This window comes from Streptomyces sp. NPDC033131 (assembly GCF_055578365.1).
The window spans coordinates 177,870-193,688 of record NZ_JBVIPA010000015.1 but is presented as its reverse complement, the minus strand read 5'-3'; the positions used below and the strand labels follow the sequence as shown (position 1 = coordinate 193,688).

The window sequence follows — 15,819 nt, the reverse complement described above, 5'->3', positions numbered from 1 at the left end:
AACGCAGCCCGTAATCGGTTCACTTCATGCTTGTCCACACTCCCAACATGCTCTTGATCAGTGAGAACGCAAAGACCTAACGAAGCACTACTAGAAGCTGCCGTAGTTGACCTGCCAGGTCGGCAGGCCCATACGGCGCCACACGGCGACGACACGGTCGCGGTCGTCCAAAGAGACCCGCACCGCGAAGCGGTGGCGCACGTGCCGGTCGAAGAGCTCGGCCTTCACCACGTCGTCGCGGCGGCCGTCGCCGGCGGCACGCATCCACAGCTCGTCGTACGGGACCTCGTGCGCACGCAGCCACGCCTCCGTTCGCTCGCGGTGCTCCTCACCGCGGCCGGAGAGCAGGACGATGACATCGCCGTCGGCGCTCCGGAAGGAGTGCAGCGCCCCCCGCACCGACACGTTGATCAGGTCTTCCTCGCAGCGCGTGAAGTCGTAGGGCCCCCGGGCGCCCCGAAGGGCGAGCGTGCCGTCGATGTCGCACATGACCGCCGAGGGAAGCGCCGGGTCGGCGGCGTACGGCTCGAAGGAGGGCTCGTCGTTCAGCCACTGAGCGGTGAGCCGCCAGCCACCCCTGCGGGCCTTGGTGTGCTTGTCGGCGAGGATCCGGATGATCTCCTCGCCGACCGTCCCGTCCCGCTCGGCGTCACGCCGTACGCACTCCTCCACCGGCACGTCGGTGAAGTCGTGCACGACGAAGGTGGCCAGGCCCGCCACCGCGGCCTTCAGCCGCTTCGGTATGTGCGGTGTCATGTGGGTGTTGTCCACCACGACGTCGAAACCGCCGTCGACGGCCGCCCGCACCGCCGCGTCCTGGATCGCCAGCACGGTCTGCTCGTGCGCGTACGACTGCCCGCGCTCGGGTGCCGGGACGTCGAGCATCGCCCGCAGATCGTCGAGGTTGACGCGACGCATCCGGCCCTCGGACTCCGCCTGCAGTCCGCGCGCGGCGGTCGTCTTCCCCGAGGCGGGGAGCCCCGTCATGACGTGTACAACGGGCACGGTCAGTTCTCCTCGTCGTTCTTGAACGGGTCGGACGCCTCCGGCCGGGCGGACCGGTACGTGACGAGCTCGGTCGGGCGCCCGTCCAGACGCAGGAACATGGCGGGGCGCAGCGCCGCGTCGGGCAGCGCACTCGCGGCGCGGGCGAAGGCTCCGCGGTCGCCGACGAGCGGGGCAAGGGACCGGAACGCCTCGTCGATCGCACGCTCGCGGTCGTCCACCTGCTTCTCGATTCCCGCGATGACGCCGCGCACCCAGGCGTCGAACTCGTCGGGCACCTGCTCCAGCAGCGCGTCCAGGGGCCTGCCACCGGACGCGTCGATGTCCTGGGCCGAGCAGCCGAGCGCCTGGGCCACCTGCTTGGCGGGCAGGTCAGCGAACCGCTGGATGCCGTGACCGCGCCAGATGTCCCGCTCGGTCACCCCGGTGAGCACCTTGTGGAGCCGGACGTACTCGGCGAGCTTGGCCTTGGCCCGTACGCCCGAGGCGAAGCGCAGCACGAAGCCCTCCGCGTCGGTGCCCGTGGCCGCCCGGCCGCCGGGGAGCCGGTTGGCCTCGGCCATGGCCAGCAGCTCGGCGAGCGGCATGGCGGGCCAGACGGTGACCAGGGAGCCGATGCCACGCCAGCCGGCCGCGGCCTCGGTCAGGGCGACCTCCGTGCCGTCCTTGCCGAACGCGGCCAGCAGTACCAGGTCACGACGGTCGCCGTAGTCGACGACGATCCGGTTCTGCGGGTACAGGATCTCGGCGAGGTAGGTCACTCCGGGAACGAGCCCGGAGGTGTCCTTCCCGTCGAGCAGTCGCTGCGCCCATGTGGCCTGGGTGCTGATGAACGACCCCTTGGACGCGACCCGCCACCGGCCCGCGTAGTGGAAGACCACTGCCAGGCTACCGTCGACCTTGTCGTACACCTCGAACGGTTCGTCGGGGAGGCCGGGCGCGTACGGCTGACCGGCCTCGTGCTCACCGATGTTGAAGAACTTCGGCAGCGGAAGCGCGACGACCTCACCGGTGGTGTCGTCGGCCACGAGGCCGCGGCAGCGCGTGGTCACCCGGTTCCACACCCGCTCGTACTGGCATGTCCTCGTGTACGTGTAGATGGACAGCGGCAGTTCCGGGTGCGGCTTGCGCGTGACGTGCCCCGCGTCGAGCGCGGCCGCCAACTCCTGCGGCGGCAGCAGCTCATGAAGAGTCAGGTAGGCCTGGCTCATGTGTTCCTCCCCTTGCTGGTGCCTGATTGTCACGTGCGGGGAGGGCCGGTGAACACCGATTTTGCCGCGGGCGCCGAAGGAAGGCACAGGTCACGGTGTGCGTCGGCGGGCGAGGTGGCGCCCGGGAGCACCCCGGGCTGACGGTGTCGGGAACGGTCGCACAGCGCGACGGACGCCCGTACGGCCTCCGAACGCGTGACGCATTGTGGCGCCTCGGCGCCGACCGCTTCAATGTCGGTCTCGGTGTGGGTGGTTCGGGACCGGGGCGTTCCCACAGGGCCGCGGCGGGAGGACACGTACCCGCGACGTGCCGGACGGTCGATCGGAGAGCGCGGATGGCGAGTGGACTCCTCGCGCCGGCACTGGGCGGGTTCGGCATCGGCCTGACCGAGTTCCTGATCGCCGGGCTGCTGCCGCAGGTGGGCGTCGAGCCTCGCGGTGTCCGAGGCGGCCGCCGGCCGGCTGATCTCCGGGTACGCCCTGAGCGTCGCGATCGGCACAGGGCGCCGCTCTTCGTCGGCGCCGGTAGCGTCCTCACCTCCGTCATCGTCATGGTCGTCGTCGTCGCCGCACGCCGAGCCGGCTCCCCGCGCACAACGGACCGAGCGCCGCGGGTGAGGCGTAGGACTCGTCCGTGGCTGCCGGCGCATGCACGACGGCAGGTGCCCGCACGCGGCCGTGACCGCGTGCGGGACACCCGGGTCAGCTGAAGGGATCCAGGGTGAGGTAGGCCTGGCGGGGATTGCCGTCGTGGACGAGGGACTCGTGGTGTCCGACGTCGTCGAAGGCGAAGGCGTAGGCCTTCCCGTCGGTCATCTGCGCGTGGATGCTCCGGGCGTAGTGGTTGGTCACCGCGTCCTGGTAGAAGCCGGCCGCCGAGGCGTCCGGCTGACGGGGGTTGACCAGCAGGGTGGAACGGTTGAACCCTGCGCACAGGGTGCGCGAGATCGGCCCGCGTACCGCGTCGTTGGGCGCGTCGAGGAGCTTGTGGCAGCCGAAGATGCTGTCCGCGTCCGGTTTCTGGAAGCTGGTGACGACCGCGCCGGAGCTGTTCGTGAAGTTCATGACGTTGGCCGAGACCCGGCCGTGGTACGTGGTGTTCGGCTGGTCGGCGAACGGGGTGACCGTCAGCGTCGTCGTCGCGTACTTCTGCCAGACGCGGTTGACGTAGTCGTCCATCACCGAGGCGGGCAGGGCCCCGCTCTGCAGACCGTGTCCGGGGGAGAGCGCCCGCAGCACCGTGCCGTCGGACCGCGTCTGGACGAGGTTGCCCCATCCGCCCGACTGTCCGCGCAGGGTGTTGAGGACCGCGTTGTAGCCGCCCGGCTTGAGGCGCCCGGTGCTGCTGGTGCTGCCGTCGGCGCGTTGCACGCCGACGGCGTAGGGTGCGGCGAACATGTCCACCTGGGTGCTGTTGAGCCACAGCCCGGCATCGTTGAGCGTGTACTCCGACCAGTTGAACAGGATGTTCCGGTTCGGGTCGCTCGGGTTCTGCACGGCGGGCTGCACCAGGCCGCCGGTGGTCAGCCGGAAGACCAGCTTCTGGCCGTAGGAGAAGTAGATCCGGCCGGAGAACTTCGGTATCCGGATCGTCGCCGACTGCCCTGCGGCCGGCCCGGGGATGGCCGCGTCCGGCGCCGGTGTGGGCGGGTTGCCGCCGGCCGGCCAGGGGTGGAACGTGCCGCCCGCGTCGGCCCAGCCCTGCTGGCCGGTCGCGAGCAGGGTGCCGAGGTTGTAGACGTAGACCGGCCCGCTGCGGGCGGAGTTGTTGGTGATCTTCAGGGGGATCGTGGCGGGCACCGCCTGCGCGGGCGACGGCGCCGCGAACGCAAGGAGCGCGCCCAGCAGGGCGGCTACCGCGGCCAGGGCCGCGAACGGGTGCTTGGCTGTGGGTTGCACTCTCGACCTCCGTGCGAGTGGGGGATGGAGCGGGAAACGGAGCTTGGTCCGTACCTTTTTGAGAGCGCTCTCAGCGTCGCGCCGGGGCCGGGACATGTCAATGAGTAGGGCGTAAGGGCCTGTTGGGCTCGCCCACACCGTGGCACGCGCCTGATGTCCGTCCGATCGGCCACGGCTCACGGCACAGTGAGGGCATGAACGCAGACGAGAGGAACATCCTGGCCCGGGGCCGCGTGGCGACCAGGCTCCCGGCGCAGGACCTGGAGCGGGCACGGCGTTTCTGTGCCGAGCGGCTCGGTCTGGAGCCCGTCGACTAACGGCCCGGGGGGCTGCTCTACCGGTGCGGAGGCACTGACTTCGCCCTGTTCACGTCGACGGGGGCCGCACCCGGGACCTTCACCCAGATGGGATGGGAGGTCGACGACCTGGAAACGGTCGTCGCGCAACTCAAGCAGCGTGGCGTGGTGTTCGAGAAGGTCGACCTGCCTGGATTCCGAACGACGAACGGGATCGCCGAGATCGACGGGAACTACCCGAGCAAGGGCGCACGGGGAGAACGCGCCGCCTGGTTCCGTGACAGCGAGGGAAACCTGCTGGGCATCGGCGAGCCGGTCGTCTGAGCCGGTACTCGTGGGCGCGGGCGTCGGTCATGAGGGGCGAGTGGCAGGGCGTCGGCAATGAGGAGCCTGTGAACATTGCGCGTTCCGGGCAGTGACCTGACCGGGCTCCCCTTAGGACAATGTCCCCGCTACAGCCGTTACTTCGACAGAAGGTGGTTCCTCTCCCTGAGACTGACCCGCGCGACGCTCGCCGTGGCCGCCGGCGCCCTCGCCCCGGCCCTGCTGCTCTCCACTCCGTCCTTAGCCGCCGCCACGCCGCCGTCGGTCGCGGCCGCGGCGTCGGACACGGGCTCCCCCTACGACGAGATGGACGCGGACGACCTGCGCATCGCGATCGCCCGCATCCTGGCCGACCCCGACAGCGGCAGGCGCGTCATCCAGGAGGCCAACGAGCTCCTCGACGACGGCACCGTGGACGAGATGCGCGCCTGGCTCGAGGCCGGTTACCGGCTCGCTCAGGCCGAGGACGACCGCGTCGCCATCGCCAGGCTCCTCGCCGACCCCGACAGCGGCAGGGCCGTCGTCCGTGAGGCCAACGAGGCCCTCGACGACGGCAGCCCCGAGGTCGTGCGCGCGTTCCTCGAGACCGGCCTCCGGCTCGCTCAGGCCGAGGACGACCGCGTCGCCATCGCGCGGATCCTGGCGGACCCCGCCATCAGCGACGCCCTGCGCGAAGCGGCGAACGCGGCCCTGGACGACAACACCCCGGAAGCGCTGCGCTACTTCCTTGAGGTCGGCCAGTACGAGGTCGACCGCTAGGGCCTTTCGTCTGGACCAGGCCGGATCGGCCGGCGGGGCCTCGTGCGCGCAGCCGCACGCACGAGGCCCCGTCGGTCAAACGCCTCCCGGTCAACGCCTCGCCCAGGCCGCCGGGGTGTGTGCAGCCGGCGCCATGGACCCCCGGGTGCCGCGGCCTCCTGGGATGTGCGGCACCTTCGGCACCTACCTAGGAGAGCCGGGCGGCGGCGACGTCGGACGGGGCTGGGCAGAAGGACGGGTGACCACGTTGACGTTGAACGTGCGGGTCCCCAGACCGCCCGCGATGCCCATGAAGAGCAGGGCGAAGTGCTCCTGTCCTCGCGCGGTGGTGATGCCGCCGATGTCCAGCTGGGACGACGGGGGCCAGCCGAGGTCGGTCAGCAGTCGGCCGGTGGTCCGTTTGGCGTCGGCGTCGTCGCCGGAGAGGAAGACGGTGCTCGGCCCGTCGAGACCGTCCGGGGCGGTCATCACGGTGGAGTCCATGGTGCACAACGTCTTGACGACGGGGGTCAGGGGAAAGGCCTTCTGGATCTGTTCGGCCAAGCTGTCGTTGGGGTGCGAGAGTTCGGTGAAGTCGTCGGAGAGGCCGACCCCGACGTCGATGAGTAAGGTGCCGGCCAGGGCCGGTGCCCCGATGGAGTGCAGCAGTTCCACCGAGACGGTCCCCGGGGTGGCGTTGACCAGTACCTCCGAGTGGGCGGCTGTCTCGCTCAGGCCCGCCACGGGCAGACCGATGGCGGTCCGTTCCTTGGGCCGACGTGAACCGAGGAGCACGTCGTGCCCTGCGGCGGTCCAGCCGTGGGCCAGTGCACGGGCGACGTTTCCGGTGCCGAGTAGTCCTATACGCATGGCGTGACGTTAACCGTCGTCGCGGCTCCGCGAATCGGACCGCGGGTCCGGGTCGACCGGCACCTGAGACCTAGTTCTGTGGTCGCTCACCCCGGCAGTCCTTCGCGACCGTGTTTCGTCTTTCGGGACGATGTCTTGCATTGACGTGAGAGCTCTGGGCCCGTCATAGTGCTGCGCATACTTCCTCGGGATCTGGTTCGGCTGCCCGGTCCGGAAGAACCCCGAAGCTGAAGCCGACGTGCCGTACTGGGGAGACCGGGATGAAGACCGATGCCACGTCCAGCCTTTACGGAGACTTCATGCTGGCCGTGTACCTGGACGGTCAAGGCCGTGTGCCCGGCCATGGCACCGGCCTCGGCTTCGGCCTGAGCGGCGCGATGCTGATGGAACTCGCTCTGGACGGCTCCATCGACACCGTGGACGGACACCTCGTCGCCGTCCACGGTGCACGGCCGCACGACCGCGCGCTCGGCGAGGCTCTCGTACGGATCCGGTCGTCTCGCAGGCCGCGTACGGCATCGGAGTGGGTCAGGGTCCTGAGCGTCGGCGCACACAGGACCCTGTCGGCCGGCTTGATCGCCGAGGGTGTCCTCGTTCGTCCGCCGGGACGGTTGCCGTTGCCCGCCGGGTGGGGTCGTCGCTACGACGTCCTGTGCGAGGAGAGGCGGGATGCCGCGGTCCGGTCTCTTCGCGGTGCGGCCGACTCCTCGGAACGCTCGGTCGCGCTGGCCGCACTGGCGAGTGCGTGCGGGGCCGCGCCGGGCGGTCGGGAGTGGAGCGAGTCCGAGACGGTGCTGCGGTCCATGAGCCCGGCCTGTGCCCAGATCCTGACCGCGGTCGCCGACCATGTGTGGCTCGGAGCGCTCCCTGCTTTGACCTGAGCCCGCCGCCCGGTCCGGGCGCCCTGCCGCGGCGGGACATCGGAGCGTCGGCCGCTCGGTGCCGATGGCCGGTCAGCGCGGTCGGCGGACCTCGAGGAAGTCCGCCTTGCGGATCTTCGCGTGGACACCCTTCACGTCGTCGACGACCTGGGAGACCGCGAAGTCGCCTGCCGCGCTGAGGTATGCCATCGCCAGATGGCGGTCGATGCCGTAGTCGGTCACGAGCAGATCCAGCGCGCAGCGCACGCAGTCGCGCATGGCCTCGTTCAGATCCTTGTCCAGGCCGATCGGCACCAGGTGGTCGGCCGTCTCGGCGAACGGGGCGACGCGGCCGTGGCCGGGCCGCAGAGCCGCACCGCCCGGCACCACCTCGAGCTTCACGGTGGCGCGCAACGACGCCTCGAACGCGGTGAGGGCGACCTCGCCGTCGCCCTGGGCGAAGTGAGGGTCCCCGAAGTAGACCAGCGCGTCGTCGACCTGCACCGGGAGATACAGCGTGGCGCCCTCGCCGAGCAGCGAGATGTCGATGTTGCCCCCGTGCCGCCCCGGCGGCACCGAGTGCGGCCGCTCGTCGCCGGGCACCGCCACGCCCATCACGCCGAGGAACGGCCGCAGCGGGAAGCGCAGTGAGCCGCGGGAGGGGTCCGCCGGATCCACCGCCATCCGGCCCCAGGCGCCGTGGCTGTCCGCGTGGGCCGTGGCGAAGGTGAACAGGGGACCCGGCAGTGACGGCATCTCGCCGGGGAGCGCGCCGAAGCCGTGGCGTGCGGAGACCATGCCGTACGGAACGCGCGGGGTGAGACCGAGGACGGTGATGGCGAGCAGATCGCCGGGCCGGGCGCCGGTCACGGCGATCGGGCCGGTGACGAGGTGCGGTCCGTCGTCGTCGAAGTCGTGCGCCATACCGGAGTCCGCCACCTGCTGGGCGTCGTCGAGCACATGGCCGCCGCCGACGCCGTAACGGCCGAAGAACTCGACGGGGTCGCGTCCCTGGTCCTCCAGCACGCCCTCGTGGCTGAGCGTGTCGACCGTGACGACGGAGCCCGGTCGCACGACCGCGCACGGTGCGTCCGCCTCGCACGGAAGGCGGCCCCACAAGGTGTTCCCGGGCGTGGCCGGGACGTACGTCGTCGACGCGATCGCTCCGTGGCCGGGCTGGAGGATCGGGAAGCCGGTCGCGGCGACGTCGAGGAGGGGCGAGTCGATCGCAGTCATGGCCGACCTTTCATGGAGGGGAAGGGCTGGCCCGACGCTAGGAACGTCTCGTTGCCTTGGTGTTTCCGGTGAGGGTCCATGGCGTAACGCTGTCTCGTATGTCAACATGGCATCTCGCATAACTTGCTGCGGAGGGACCCGGATGGACGTCGGCGACGTTGTTCTCATCGGCGGTGCCGGCCTCGTCGGCGGATTCGTCAACTCCATCGCCGGCGGCGGGTCACTGCTCCTGTTCCCCGCCCTGGTCGCCGGCGGGCTGGGTACGGTCGCCGCCAACGTCACCAACTCCGTGGCGCTGTGGCCGGGCTACGTGGGCAATGTCGCCGCGCTGCGGGGGTCTTCCCGCCCGTCTTCCGTGACGTCGCTGGCGGTCGTGTCCGCGGTGGGCGCCGCCGCCGGATGCGTGCTGCTGCTGCTCACCCCGTCGCGGGTCTTCTCGGTCGCGGTGCCGTTCCTCGTTCTCGGCGCCAGTACCCTCCTCGCCTTCCAGCCCCGGTTGCGGGCCCTGCTCGGCGCCGCTCACGGTGCCCACCGCGGCAAGCTCTACGCCGGCACGTTCGCCGCCGCGGTCTACGGCGGATACTTCGGCGGGGGACTGGGGCTCATCCTGATGGCCCTGCTCGGCCTGACGCTGTCCGCTCCGCTGGCCGAGGTGAACGTCCTCAAGGGGACGCTGCAGCTGGTCGTGGCCACCGTGTCGCTCGTCGCGTTCGCGTTGTTCGGCCCCGTGCACTGGATGCTCGTGCTCGTGGTCGCGCCGTCGTCCCTGGCCGGCGGAGTGCTCGGCGGCCGGCTGGCGACGAGGCTGAGCGAGCCGGTACTGCGCGCTGTCGTGGTCGTCTTCGGTGTCCTGGCGGGCGTCTGGCTGGGTGTCCGCGCCTTCGGCTGACCGTTCCTGGAGGCCGGTCGTCAGGCCGTGCCGCGCCGCAGTCGGCCGGTGGGCGGCGTCCGGTTCCCGAACGCCGCCCACCGGCCGACCAGGGCTCAGAGGTCGAGGACGAGCCGGTCGCCCCGGCACCGGCCGACGCAGATCATCATCGTGCGCCCGGCGAGACGTTCCTCGTCGGTGAGCACGGAGTCCCGGTGCTCCGGAGTCCCGGCGAGCACGCGGGTCTCGCAGGCGCCGCAGTATCCCTTCTCGCAGTCATAGGACAGGCCGCTCACGGCGTCGCGCAGGACCTCGACGAGGCGGCGGTCGGCCGGCACGGTGAGGGTGACTCCCGTGCGCGCGAGCTGAACCGTGAAGTCCCGGTTCTCCGCGGCGTCGTACGCCGTCTCGAGGCCGTCGCCGGCGGCGAAGCGCTCCAGGTGCAGCCGGCCGGTGAGGTCCAGGCGTGCGCACTCGCGCTCGACGGCCGCCAGCATCGGGGCCGGCCCGCAGGCGTAGACGGCGGTGTCCGCGTCCAGCCCGCCCAGCAGCCGGGGAAGGTCGGGCAGTCCGGCCTCGTCCTGGGGGAGCAGGGTGAGCTTGTCGCCGGCGACGGCGGCGAGCTCGTCGGCGAACGCCATCGTCGAGCGGGTGCGCCCGCCGTACACGACGGTGAAGGGCGTGCCGCGCCCGGCGGCCGCACGGACCATGGCGAGGATGGGGGTGACGCCGATGCCGCCCGCGACGAACAGATAGGACGGCGCCTCCACGAGCGGGAAGTGGTTGCGCGGCCCGCGTACCGCGAAAGTCGCCCCCGGGCCGGCGAGTTCGTGCAGTTCGACCGAGCCGCCCCGGCCCTTCGGTTCACGCAGGACGCCGATGCGCCACGTCGTGGCGTCGGCGGGGTCACCGCACAGCGAGTACTGACGCAGCCTGCCCGAGGGCAGACGCAGCTCGACGTGCGCGCCGGGCCGCCATGCGGGGAGTTCGCCGCCGTCCGGCAGGCCGAGCTCCACGGCGAGCACGTCCTGGGCCGCGGCGCGCACCGCGGTCACCCGCAACGGGGTGGGTGTGCTCAGCGCGCTCACCGCGCCCGCCGCAGCGGTTGTCCGGGGACCGGGCGTGAATATCACCGGGGCCGCGTCCCAGCCGGACTGGTTGCCGCGTGTCGGGTAGGGGACGAGCCCCTCCTCGATCACCCGGTAGTCGGGCAGCCGGGTCAGGACCTGCGTCATCATCGCGCGGAACATGGCCCGGGCGAGATGCGCGCCCGCGCACCGGTGCGAGCCGATGCCGAAGCTGAGGTGCCGACTGGCGTCGCGGTCGAGCCGTACCTCCTCGGGGTCGGGGAACACGGCGGGGTCGTGGTTCGCGGCGACCCACGGGATCAGCACCCGGTCGCCCGCGTGCATCGGGCAGCCACCGACCTCGACGTCCCCGGTGACGGTGCGCGCCATCGACTGCGACGGGGCGAACGCGCGCAGGAACTCCTCGGTCGCGCTGTCCAGCAGATCGGGGGAGTCGATCAGCCGCCGGCGCTGCTCGGGGTGGCGAGCGAGATGGACGAGCGTGGATCCGGTCAGGGAGGTGGTGGTGTCGACGCCGCCGGCGATGAGCAGGCCGATCACCGACACCAGCTCGTCCGCCGTGAACTCGCTGCCGTCGCCGCGTCGGCCGGCCACCAGCGTGCTGACCGCGTCGGCCCGTGGTGCGGAGCGGCGCTCGGCGATCAGCTCGCGGATGCGCTGGTCCATGTAGGCCAGTCCGGCGGCCCCGCGCGCGGCACGCTCGCTGCCGGCCGGCGCGGCGAAGATGTCGTGGATCGGCCCGGCCAGCCTCGCCCAGTCCTCCTCGGGGAAACCCAGCCAGTCCAGGGTGACCGCGGCGGGCAGCGGGTTGGTGAGGTCGCGGACGAAGTCGCAGGAGCCGAGCTCGACGAAGCCGTCCACGACCCGGGCGGCGTGGCGCTCGATCATGGGCACCAGCTGCCCGACCGCCTCCGGGGTCAGCAGCGGGTTGATCAGTTGCCGGTACTCGGTCGACTGCGGCGGGTCGAGTTCGATCGGATACTGATCGAGCCCCGGCCCTTTCGGGATGACGATGCCGACGCCCTGGCCGCCGTGGTCGCTGCGGGCCGAGGAGAACGTCGCGTCGTCGCGGGCGATGCGGGCCACGTCGGCGTACCGGGTGGTGTAGGTGAAGCCGCCGTAGGCGGCGGACCGGCCTACCGGGCAGGTCTCGCGCAGGCGCGCGTAGTAGGCGACCGGGTCGGCGTTGGCCTCGTCGGAGTGGTGGTCGAAGTCGATGTCGGCGGACATGGTGGGCACGCTCCACGTGCTCGGCCTTCTGCGCGGTGTTGTCCGGCCGCGCCACCGGATGTCTGGTGCCTCATCGGCGTCGCCACCCTAAGGTGCCGCCGCGGTGGGCGACAACGCCGGGTGGCCGACGTCTCAGAAGGTCAGCACAGCTTTGCCGACCGAGCCGGCCCGGACGGCCGCGACGGCCTCGTTGATCTGCTCGAACGGGAAGTAGGTGATCATCTTCTCGACCGGGAACCGGCCCTTGGCGTTGAGCTCCAGCAGCTGGGGCAGGAACACCTGCGGCAGGCTGGACCCGGCGATGATGCCGGTGACACTGCGCCCGTTGAGGATGCTGCGCCACTCGAAGCTCATCGACTCGCTCGGGCCGATGCCGATGACCCCGGCGCGGCCGAGCGGCCCGAGAGACTCCACCGCGGTGCGCAGGACGTCCTCGCGCCCGGTGGTGTCGATGACGAAGTCGAATCCCTCGGGGGCGAGGGCGGTCAGCTGCTCGGCGGCCGGCCCGGCCGAGGAGTCGACGGTGTGCGTGGCGCCGTAGCCGCGGGCCGCCTCGAGCCTGGCCGGGTTCACGTCGACGGCGGCGACGATCGCGCAGCCGCTCAGTGAGGCCGCGATGATGGCGGCCACGCCGACAGCCCCCGCGCCGAAGACCGCGATGGAGGAGCCGGGACGCGGCTGCAGCACGTTGAGCACGCCGCCGGCGCCGGTCTGGAAGCCGCAGCCGAAGGGGCCGGCCCGCAGCAGGTCCAGCGCCGGGTCGATCCTGACGACCGCCCGCTCCGGTGCGACGACATGACTGGCGAACGACGACTGGCCCAGGAAGTGGGCGTTGACCTCACGCCCCTCATGGGTGACCGCGGTGGTGCCGTCGGGGCGGCGTCCGGAGAAGTTCACCGCGTCGAAGCTGCGGCAGTAGGCGGGCGACCCGGTGCGGCACAGGGTGCACGTGCCGCATGACGCGAAGGACATGGCGACGTGGTCGCCCGGGCGTACGGAGGTGACGTGCGCGCCGACCTTCTCGACGACGCCCGCCCCCTCGTGCCCGAGCAGCGCGGGCGTGGGGAAGAAGGTGGCGAACTCGAGGTCGGTGCCGCAGATGCCGACGCCGACGACGCGGACGAGCACCTCGTCGGGGCGGGGTTCGGCCAGGTCCACCTCGGTCAGGACGAATGGCTGTCCGGGCTGCTCCAGCAGAGCGGCGGTGGCGCGCACGGGACCTCCTCAGTGACTCACATAGCGAGATCGCATATTGACATGCGTGACAAGGTCGGTCAAGGTTCACGTATGGCTGCTGTTGACTTCCCTTCTTCCCAGCACTTCGTCGACGGCGAGTGGGTCACGGCCCGCGACGGCGGCACGCTGGACATCATCGATCCGGCCACCCGACAGGTGATCACCAAGGTGGCGCAGTCGGGCTGGGCCGACGTAGGCGACGCGGTCGCCGCGGCGCGCCGCGCCTTCCCCGCCTGGGCGGCCACCAGCCCCAGCGAGCGCGGGACACTGATCCGGCGCTGGGCCGACCTGATCCTCGCCGACGTCGAGGCGCTGGCGGCCGTCGAGGCGCGGGACGTGGGCAAGCCGCTGTCCGGGGGCCGGACGAACATCTACATCGCCCACGACATCGTCAACTACTTCGCCGGTGCGGCCGACAAGCTCACCGGGGTCACGCTGCCGACCCGCAGCCCCGACTACCTGGGTTACACCGTTCCCGAGCCGTACGGCGTGTGTGCCGTCGTCATCCCGTGGAACGTACCTGCCGTGCTCATGGCCGCGAACGTCGCGCCGGCGCTCGCCGCGGGCAACACGGTCGTCCTCAAGCCGTCCGAGATCGCCCCGCTGTCCCCGTTCGCCTTCGCCGAACTCGCCCGCCGCGCCGGCTTCCCGCCGGGGGTGATCAACGTCGTCGCGGGCGGCCCCGAGGCGGGTGCCGCGCTGACCTCGCACCCGGACGTCGACCACATCAGCTTCGTCGGCTCGACCGCCACCGGGCGGGCGATCATGACGGCCGCGGCGCAGAACCTCGTCCCGGTGAAACTCGAACTCGGCGGCAAGTCGCCCAACGTGCTGTTCGCCGACGCCGACCTCGACACGGCGATTCCCGCGGTCGTCGCCTCGATCACCGAGAACGCGGGGCAGAACTGCTACGCCGGTTCCCGGCTGCTCGTCGAGGCCTCGGTGCACGACGAGGTCGTGGAGCGGGTCGCCGCCGCCATGGCCGCGATCAAGACCGGGCCCTGGGAAGCCGACCTGGACATGGGGCCGCTGGTCAGCGCCGCGCAGTTCGCCCGCGTCAGCGGCTTCCTCGAGGACGCGCCTCGCGAGGGCGCGCGGCCGGTCACCGGCGGCGCGCCCGCCGGCGACGGATGGTTCGTCCAGCCGACCGTGTACGACCACGTGGACGCGGGCATGCGCGTCGCCCGCGAGGAGGTCTTCGGCCCGGTCCTCGCCGTGCAGTCGTTCCGCGACACGGCCGAGGCGACCGAACTGATGAACGCGACGGACTTCGGCCTGCTGGCCTGCATCTGGACCAACGACGTCTCCCGGGCCCTGCGGCTGGCGAAGGACGTCCGCTCCGGGCAGGTGGCGGTCAACCAGTTCCACGACGCGGGAGTGATCGGCTTCCCGTTCAACATGCAGAAGGACAGCGGCTTCAGCCGCGGCGGCGGGTACGCGGCGCTGCGCGAGTACACCCAGGAGAAGGGCGTGGCCATCCGACTGTTGGCCCGCTGAGACCCGACAGCATGGGAACCATCGCCGAGGCGTGGTCCGGACCGGCCCCCGACGGATGGGGGCCGGACGCCGGGCCTGCCGGCCTGGAGCGGGAACTGACCGAGGCCGTGCTCGCGGGCGCCGCGCGCTCGGACGTGCTCCGCGCGCTGCTGCGGGCCACCGGCCGACAGGTGCGCCTGCTGTCCGCCGAGGGCGTGCCGCTGGCGACCACCGACGGCGGCGCGGGAGTGCCGGCCGTGGTGGCGGACAGCGTGCTCGCCGGCGTGGCCGAACCGGTGGTCGACACGCTCGACGGGCGGTGCGCCACGGCGCTTCCGGTGCGGGCGGGGACGACAGTGGGCGGTGTGCTGCTGACCGTCGGTCCCGCGGACCCGCGCGTGCAGGCGCTGGCCGGTGCCGCCGTCACCGCGCTCCTCATCGACGCGGTGCGCGCCGGGGACGCCTCGGCCGAGGTCTCGCCGCAGCACACGCCCGCCGACGTCGTCGCCGCGCTGCGGTCCGGGACGGTGAGCCCGTCGGTGTCCGCGGCGGCGGCGCACCTGGGGATAGACATGCAGCGTCCGCCGGCCGGTGCCGTGCTGCACTACAGCGGCTCCCGCCTGCGCGCCTGGTCCACCGCCCTCACCTGGCTGGAGCACCCCGTGCAGCAGGACGAGCGCACGGCGTGGACGGTGGTGCCCGGTGAGGTCGTGCTCTCCCGCCTGCGAAGCAGGCTGCGCCTGATGACCGGCGACGAGTCCGCCGGCGACCACGTCGTCGCGGCGAGCGGCTCCCATCCCGACACGCCGATCGGGCTGGTCCGGTCCTTCACCGAGGCCGAACGGCTGCTCGGGCTGGCCAGGAGCCGACGCGTCCCGCTGCTCACCTTCGGCGGCTGCGGGGTGCTCCAGGTCCTGTTGCCGCTCCCGCGTGCGGAACTCGAGGCGTACGCCGAAGCGCACCTCGGGCCGATCCGGCAGCGTCCGGAGCTGATGGCGACTCTGCGTGCCTGGCTGGCCGAGCGGGGCAGCCGGCAAAGCGTCTCCGAACAGCTCCATCTCCACCGCAACTCGGTGGGTTACCGGGTCCGCCAGATCAAGACCCTCCTCGGCACGGACCCCCTGCTTCCGGCCGCCTCGGCGCAGTTGCACCTGGCGCTGGCGGCGCTCGACCTGCTCGCCGCCGACGACCAGCGGCTGCGCGGCGACGACGAGCCGGTTTCCGTCGGCAACTGAACGTCCTCGGCAGTGCCGCCGGGGGTGCGGCGCGTGTGTCCGCCCCCACTCCTCGGCCCCGCCCGGCCTGCGCCATGTGCCTTAACAGCAAGTGAGGCGTCGGCAACAGCACGTGAAACGCCGACGAAACCCAGTTTTTCCATACAAGCGTTGACAGCACTGGTCGGCATGGGCAGAGTGGCCCCACAATACGTTCCACCGCCTCGCAATGCGAGACGACTGAGGTGAGGAGGGCCACGGTGCGAGC

The 15,819-nt window shown here is 71.6% G+C and carries 12 protein-coding genes and 2 pseudogenes; 7 read left to right on the top strand and 7 right to left on the bottom strand.

Annotated features, from left to right (window positions below):
• Positions 1-90: 90 nt before the first annotated feature.
• Together ACZ5XS_RS21210 and ACZ5XS_RS21205 are read right to left on the bottom strand one after the other, a co-directional pair.
• Complete coding sequence (locus ACZ5XS_RS21210) at positions 91-1,005, bottom strand: phosphatase domain-containing protein (protein ID WP_468653478.1); 915 nt, start codon at positions 1,003-1,005, stop codon at positions 91-93.
• A 2-nt stretch (positions 1,006-1,007) separates the two neighbouring features.
• Positions 1,008-2,216 carry an RNA ligase gene (locus ACZ5XS_RS21205; protein ID WP_468653476.1) on the bottom strand — a complete coding sequence of 403 codons (1,209 nt, stop codon included), beginning with the start codon at positions 2,214-2,216 and terminating at the stop codon, positions 1,008-1,010.
• A 335-nt stretch (positions 2,217-2,551) separates the two neighbouring features.
• On the opposite strand from ACZ5XS_RS21205, the pseudogene ACZ5XS_RS21200 reads away from it, so the two are divergent.
• A pseudogene (locus ACZ5XS_RS21200) lies at positions 2,552-2,714 on the top strand (MFS transporter); the annotation flags it as partial.
• Between the two features lie 204 nt (positions 2,715-2,918).
• Here the strand turns inward: ACZ5XS_RS21200 and ACZ5XS_RS21195 are convergent.
• Entirely contained in the window at positions 2,919-4,115 is a 1,197-nt protein-coding gene (locus ACZ5XS_RS21195; protein ID WP_468653474.1) for a glycoside hydrolase family 64 protein, read from the bottom strand.
• A gap of 194 nt (positions 4,116-4,309) precedes the next feature.
• Here ACZ5XS_RS21195 and ACZ5XS_RS21190 point away from each other — a divergent pair.
• Together ACZ5XS_RS21190 and ACZ5XS_RS21185 are read left to right on the top strand one after the other, a co-directional pair.
• A pseudogene (locus tag ACZ5XS_RS21190) lies at positions 4,310-4,735 on the top strand (VOC family protein).
• A 165-nt stretch (positions 4,736-4,900) separates the two neighbouring features.
• Positions 4,901-5,494, top strand: coding sequence for an ALF repeat-containing protein (locus ACZ5XS_RS21185; RefSeq protein WP_468653498.1), 594 nt, complete (start codon positions 4,901-4,903; stop codon positions 5,492-5,494).
• Between the two features lie 183 nt (positions 5,495-5,677).
• Here the strand turns inward: ACZ5XS_RS21185 and ACZ5XS_RS21180 are convergent, their stop codons facing one another.
• Positions 5,678-6,343, bottom strand: coding sequence for an NADPH-dependent F420 reductase (locus tag ACZ5XS_RS21180; protein WP_468653472.1), 666 nt, complete (start codon positions 6,341-6,343; stop codon positions 5,678-5,680).
• 260 nt (positions 6,344-6,603) lie between these two features.
• Between ACZ5XS_RS21180 and ACZ5XS_RS21175 the strand changes: the two genes are divergently transcribed.
• On the top strand, positions 6,604-7,224 hold the full coding sequence (locus ACZ5XS_RS21175) for a GOLPH3/VPS74 family protein (RefSeq protein ID WP_468653470.1): 621 nt from the start codon (positions 6,604-6,606) through the stop codon (positions 7,222-7,224).
• A gap of 72 nt (positions 7,225-7,296) precedes the next feature.
• Here the strand turns inward: ACZ5XS_RS21175 and ACZ5XS_RS21170 are convergent, their stop codons facing one another.
• Positions 7,297-8,439: an acetamidase/formamidase family protein gene (locus ACZ5XS_RS21170; RefSeq protein WP_468653468.1), complete on the bottom strand. Its 1,143-nt coding sequence runs from the start codon at positions 8,437-8,439 to the stop codon at positions 7,297-7,299.
• Between the two features lie 142 nt (positions 8,440-8,581).
• On the opposite strand from ACZ5XS_RS21170, the gene ACZ5XS_RS21165 reads away from it, so the two are divergent.
• Positions 8,582-9,328 carry a sulfite exporter TauE/SafE family protein gene (locus ACZ5XS_RS21165; protein WP_468653466.1) on the top strand — a complete coding sequence of 249 codons (747 nt, stop codon included), beginning with the start codon at positions 8,582-8,584 and terminating at the stop codon, positions 9,326-9,328.
• 95 nt (positions 9,329-9,423) lie between these two features.
• Here ACZ5XS_RS21165 and ACZ5XS_RS21160 read toward each other — a convergent pair whose 3' ends face one another.
• On the bottom strand, positions 9,424-11,625 hold the full coding sequence (locus ACZ5XS_RS21160) for a cytochrome P450/oxidoreductase (RefSeq protein WP_468653464.1): 2,202 nt from the start codon (positions 11,623-11,625) through the stop codon (positions 9,424-9,426).
• 132 nt (positions 11,626-11,757) lie between these two features.
• Entirely contained in the window at positions 11,758-12,840 is a 1,083-nt protein-coding gene (locus ACZ5XS_RS21155) for an NAD(P)-dependent alcohol dehydrogenase (protein ID WP_468653462.1), read from the bottom strand.
• A gap of 72 nt (positions 12,841-12,912) precedes the next feature.
• Between ACZ5XS_RS21155 and ACZ5XS_RS21150 the strand changes: the two genes are divergently transcribed.
• Together ACZ5XS_RS21150 and ACZ5XS_RS21145 are read left to right on the top strand one after the other, a co-directional pair.
• Complete coding sequence (locus tag ACZ5XS_RS21150) at positions 12,913-14,358, top strand: aldehyde dehydrogenase family protein (protein WP_468653460.1); 1,446 nt, start codon at positions 12,913-12,915, stop codon at positions 14,356-14,358.
• An 11-nt stretch (positions 14,359-14,369) separates the two neighbouring features.
• Positions 14,370-15,572 (top strand): PucR family transcriptional regulator, encoded by a 1,203-nt coding sequence (locus ACZ5XS_RS21145; protein ID WP_468653459.1) that lies wholly within the window; start codon positions 14,370-14,372, stop codon positions 15,570-15,572.
• The last annotated feature ends 247 nt before the right edge of the window (positions 15,573-15,819 follow it).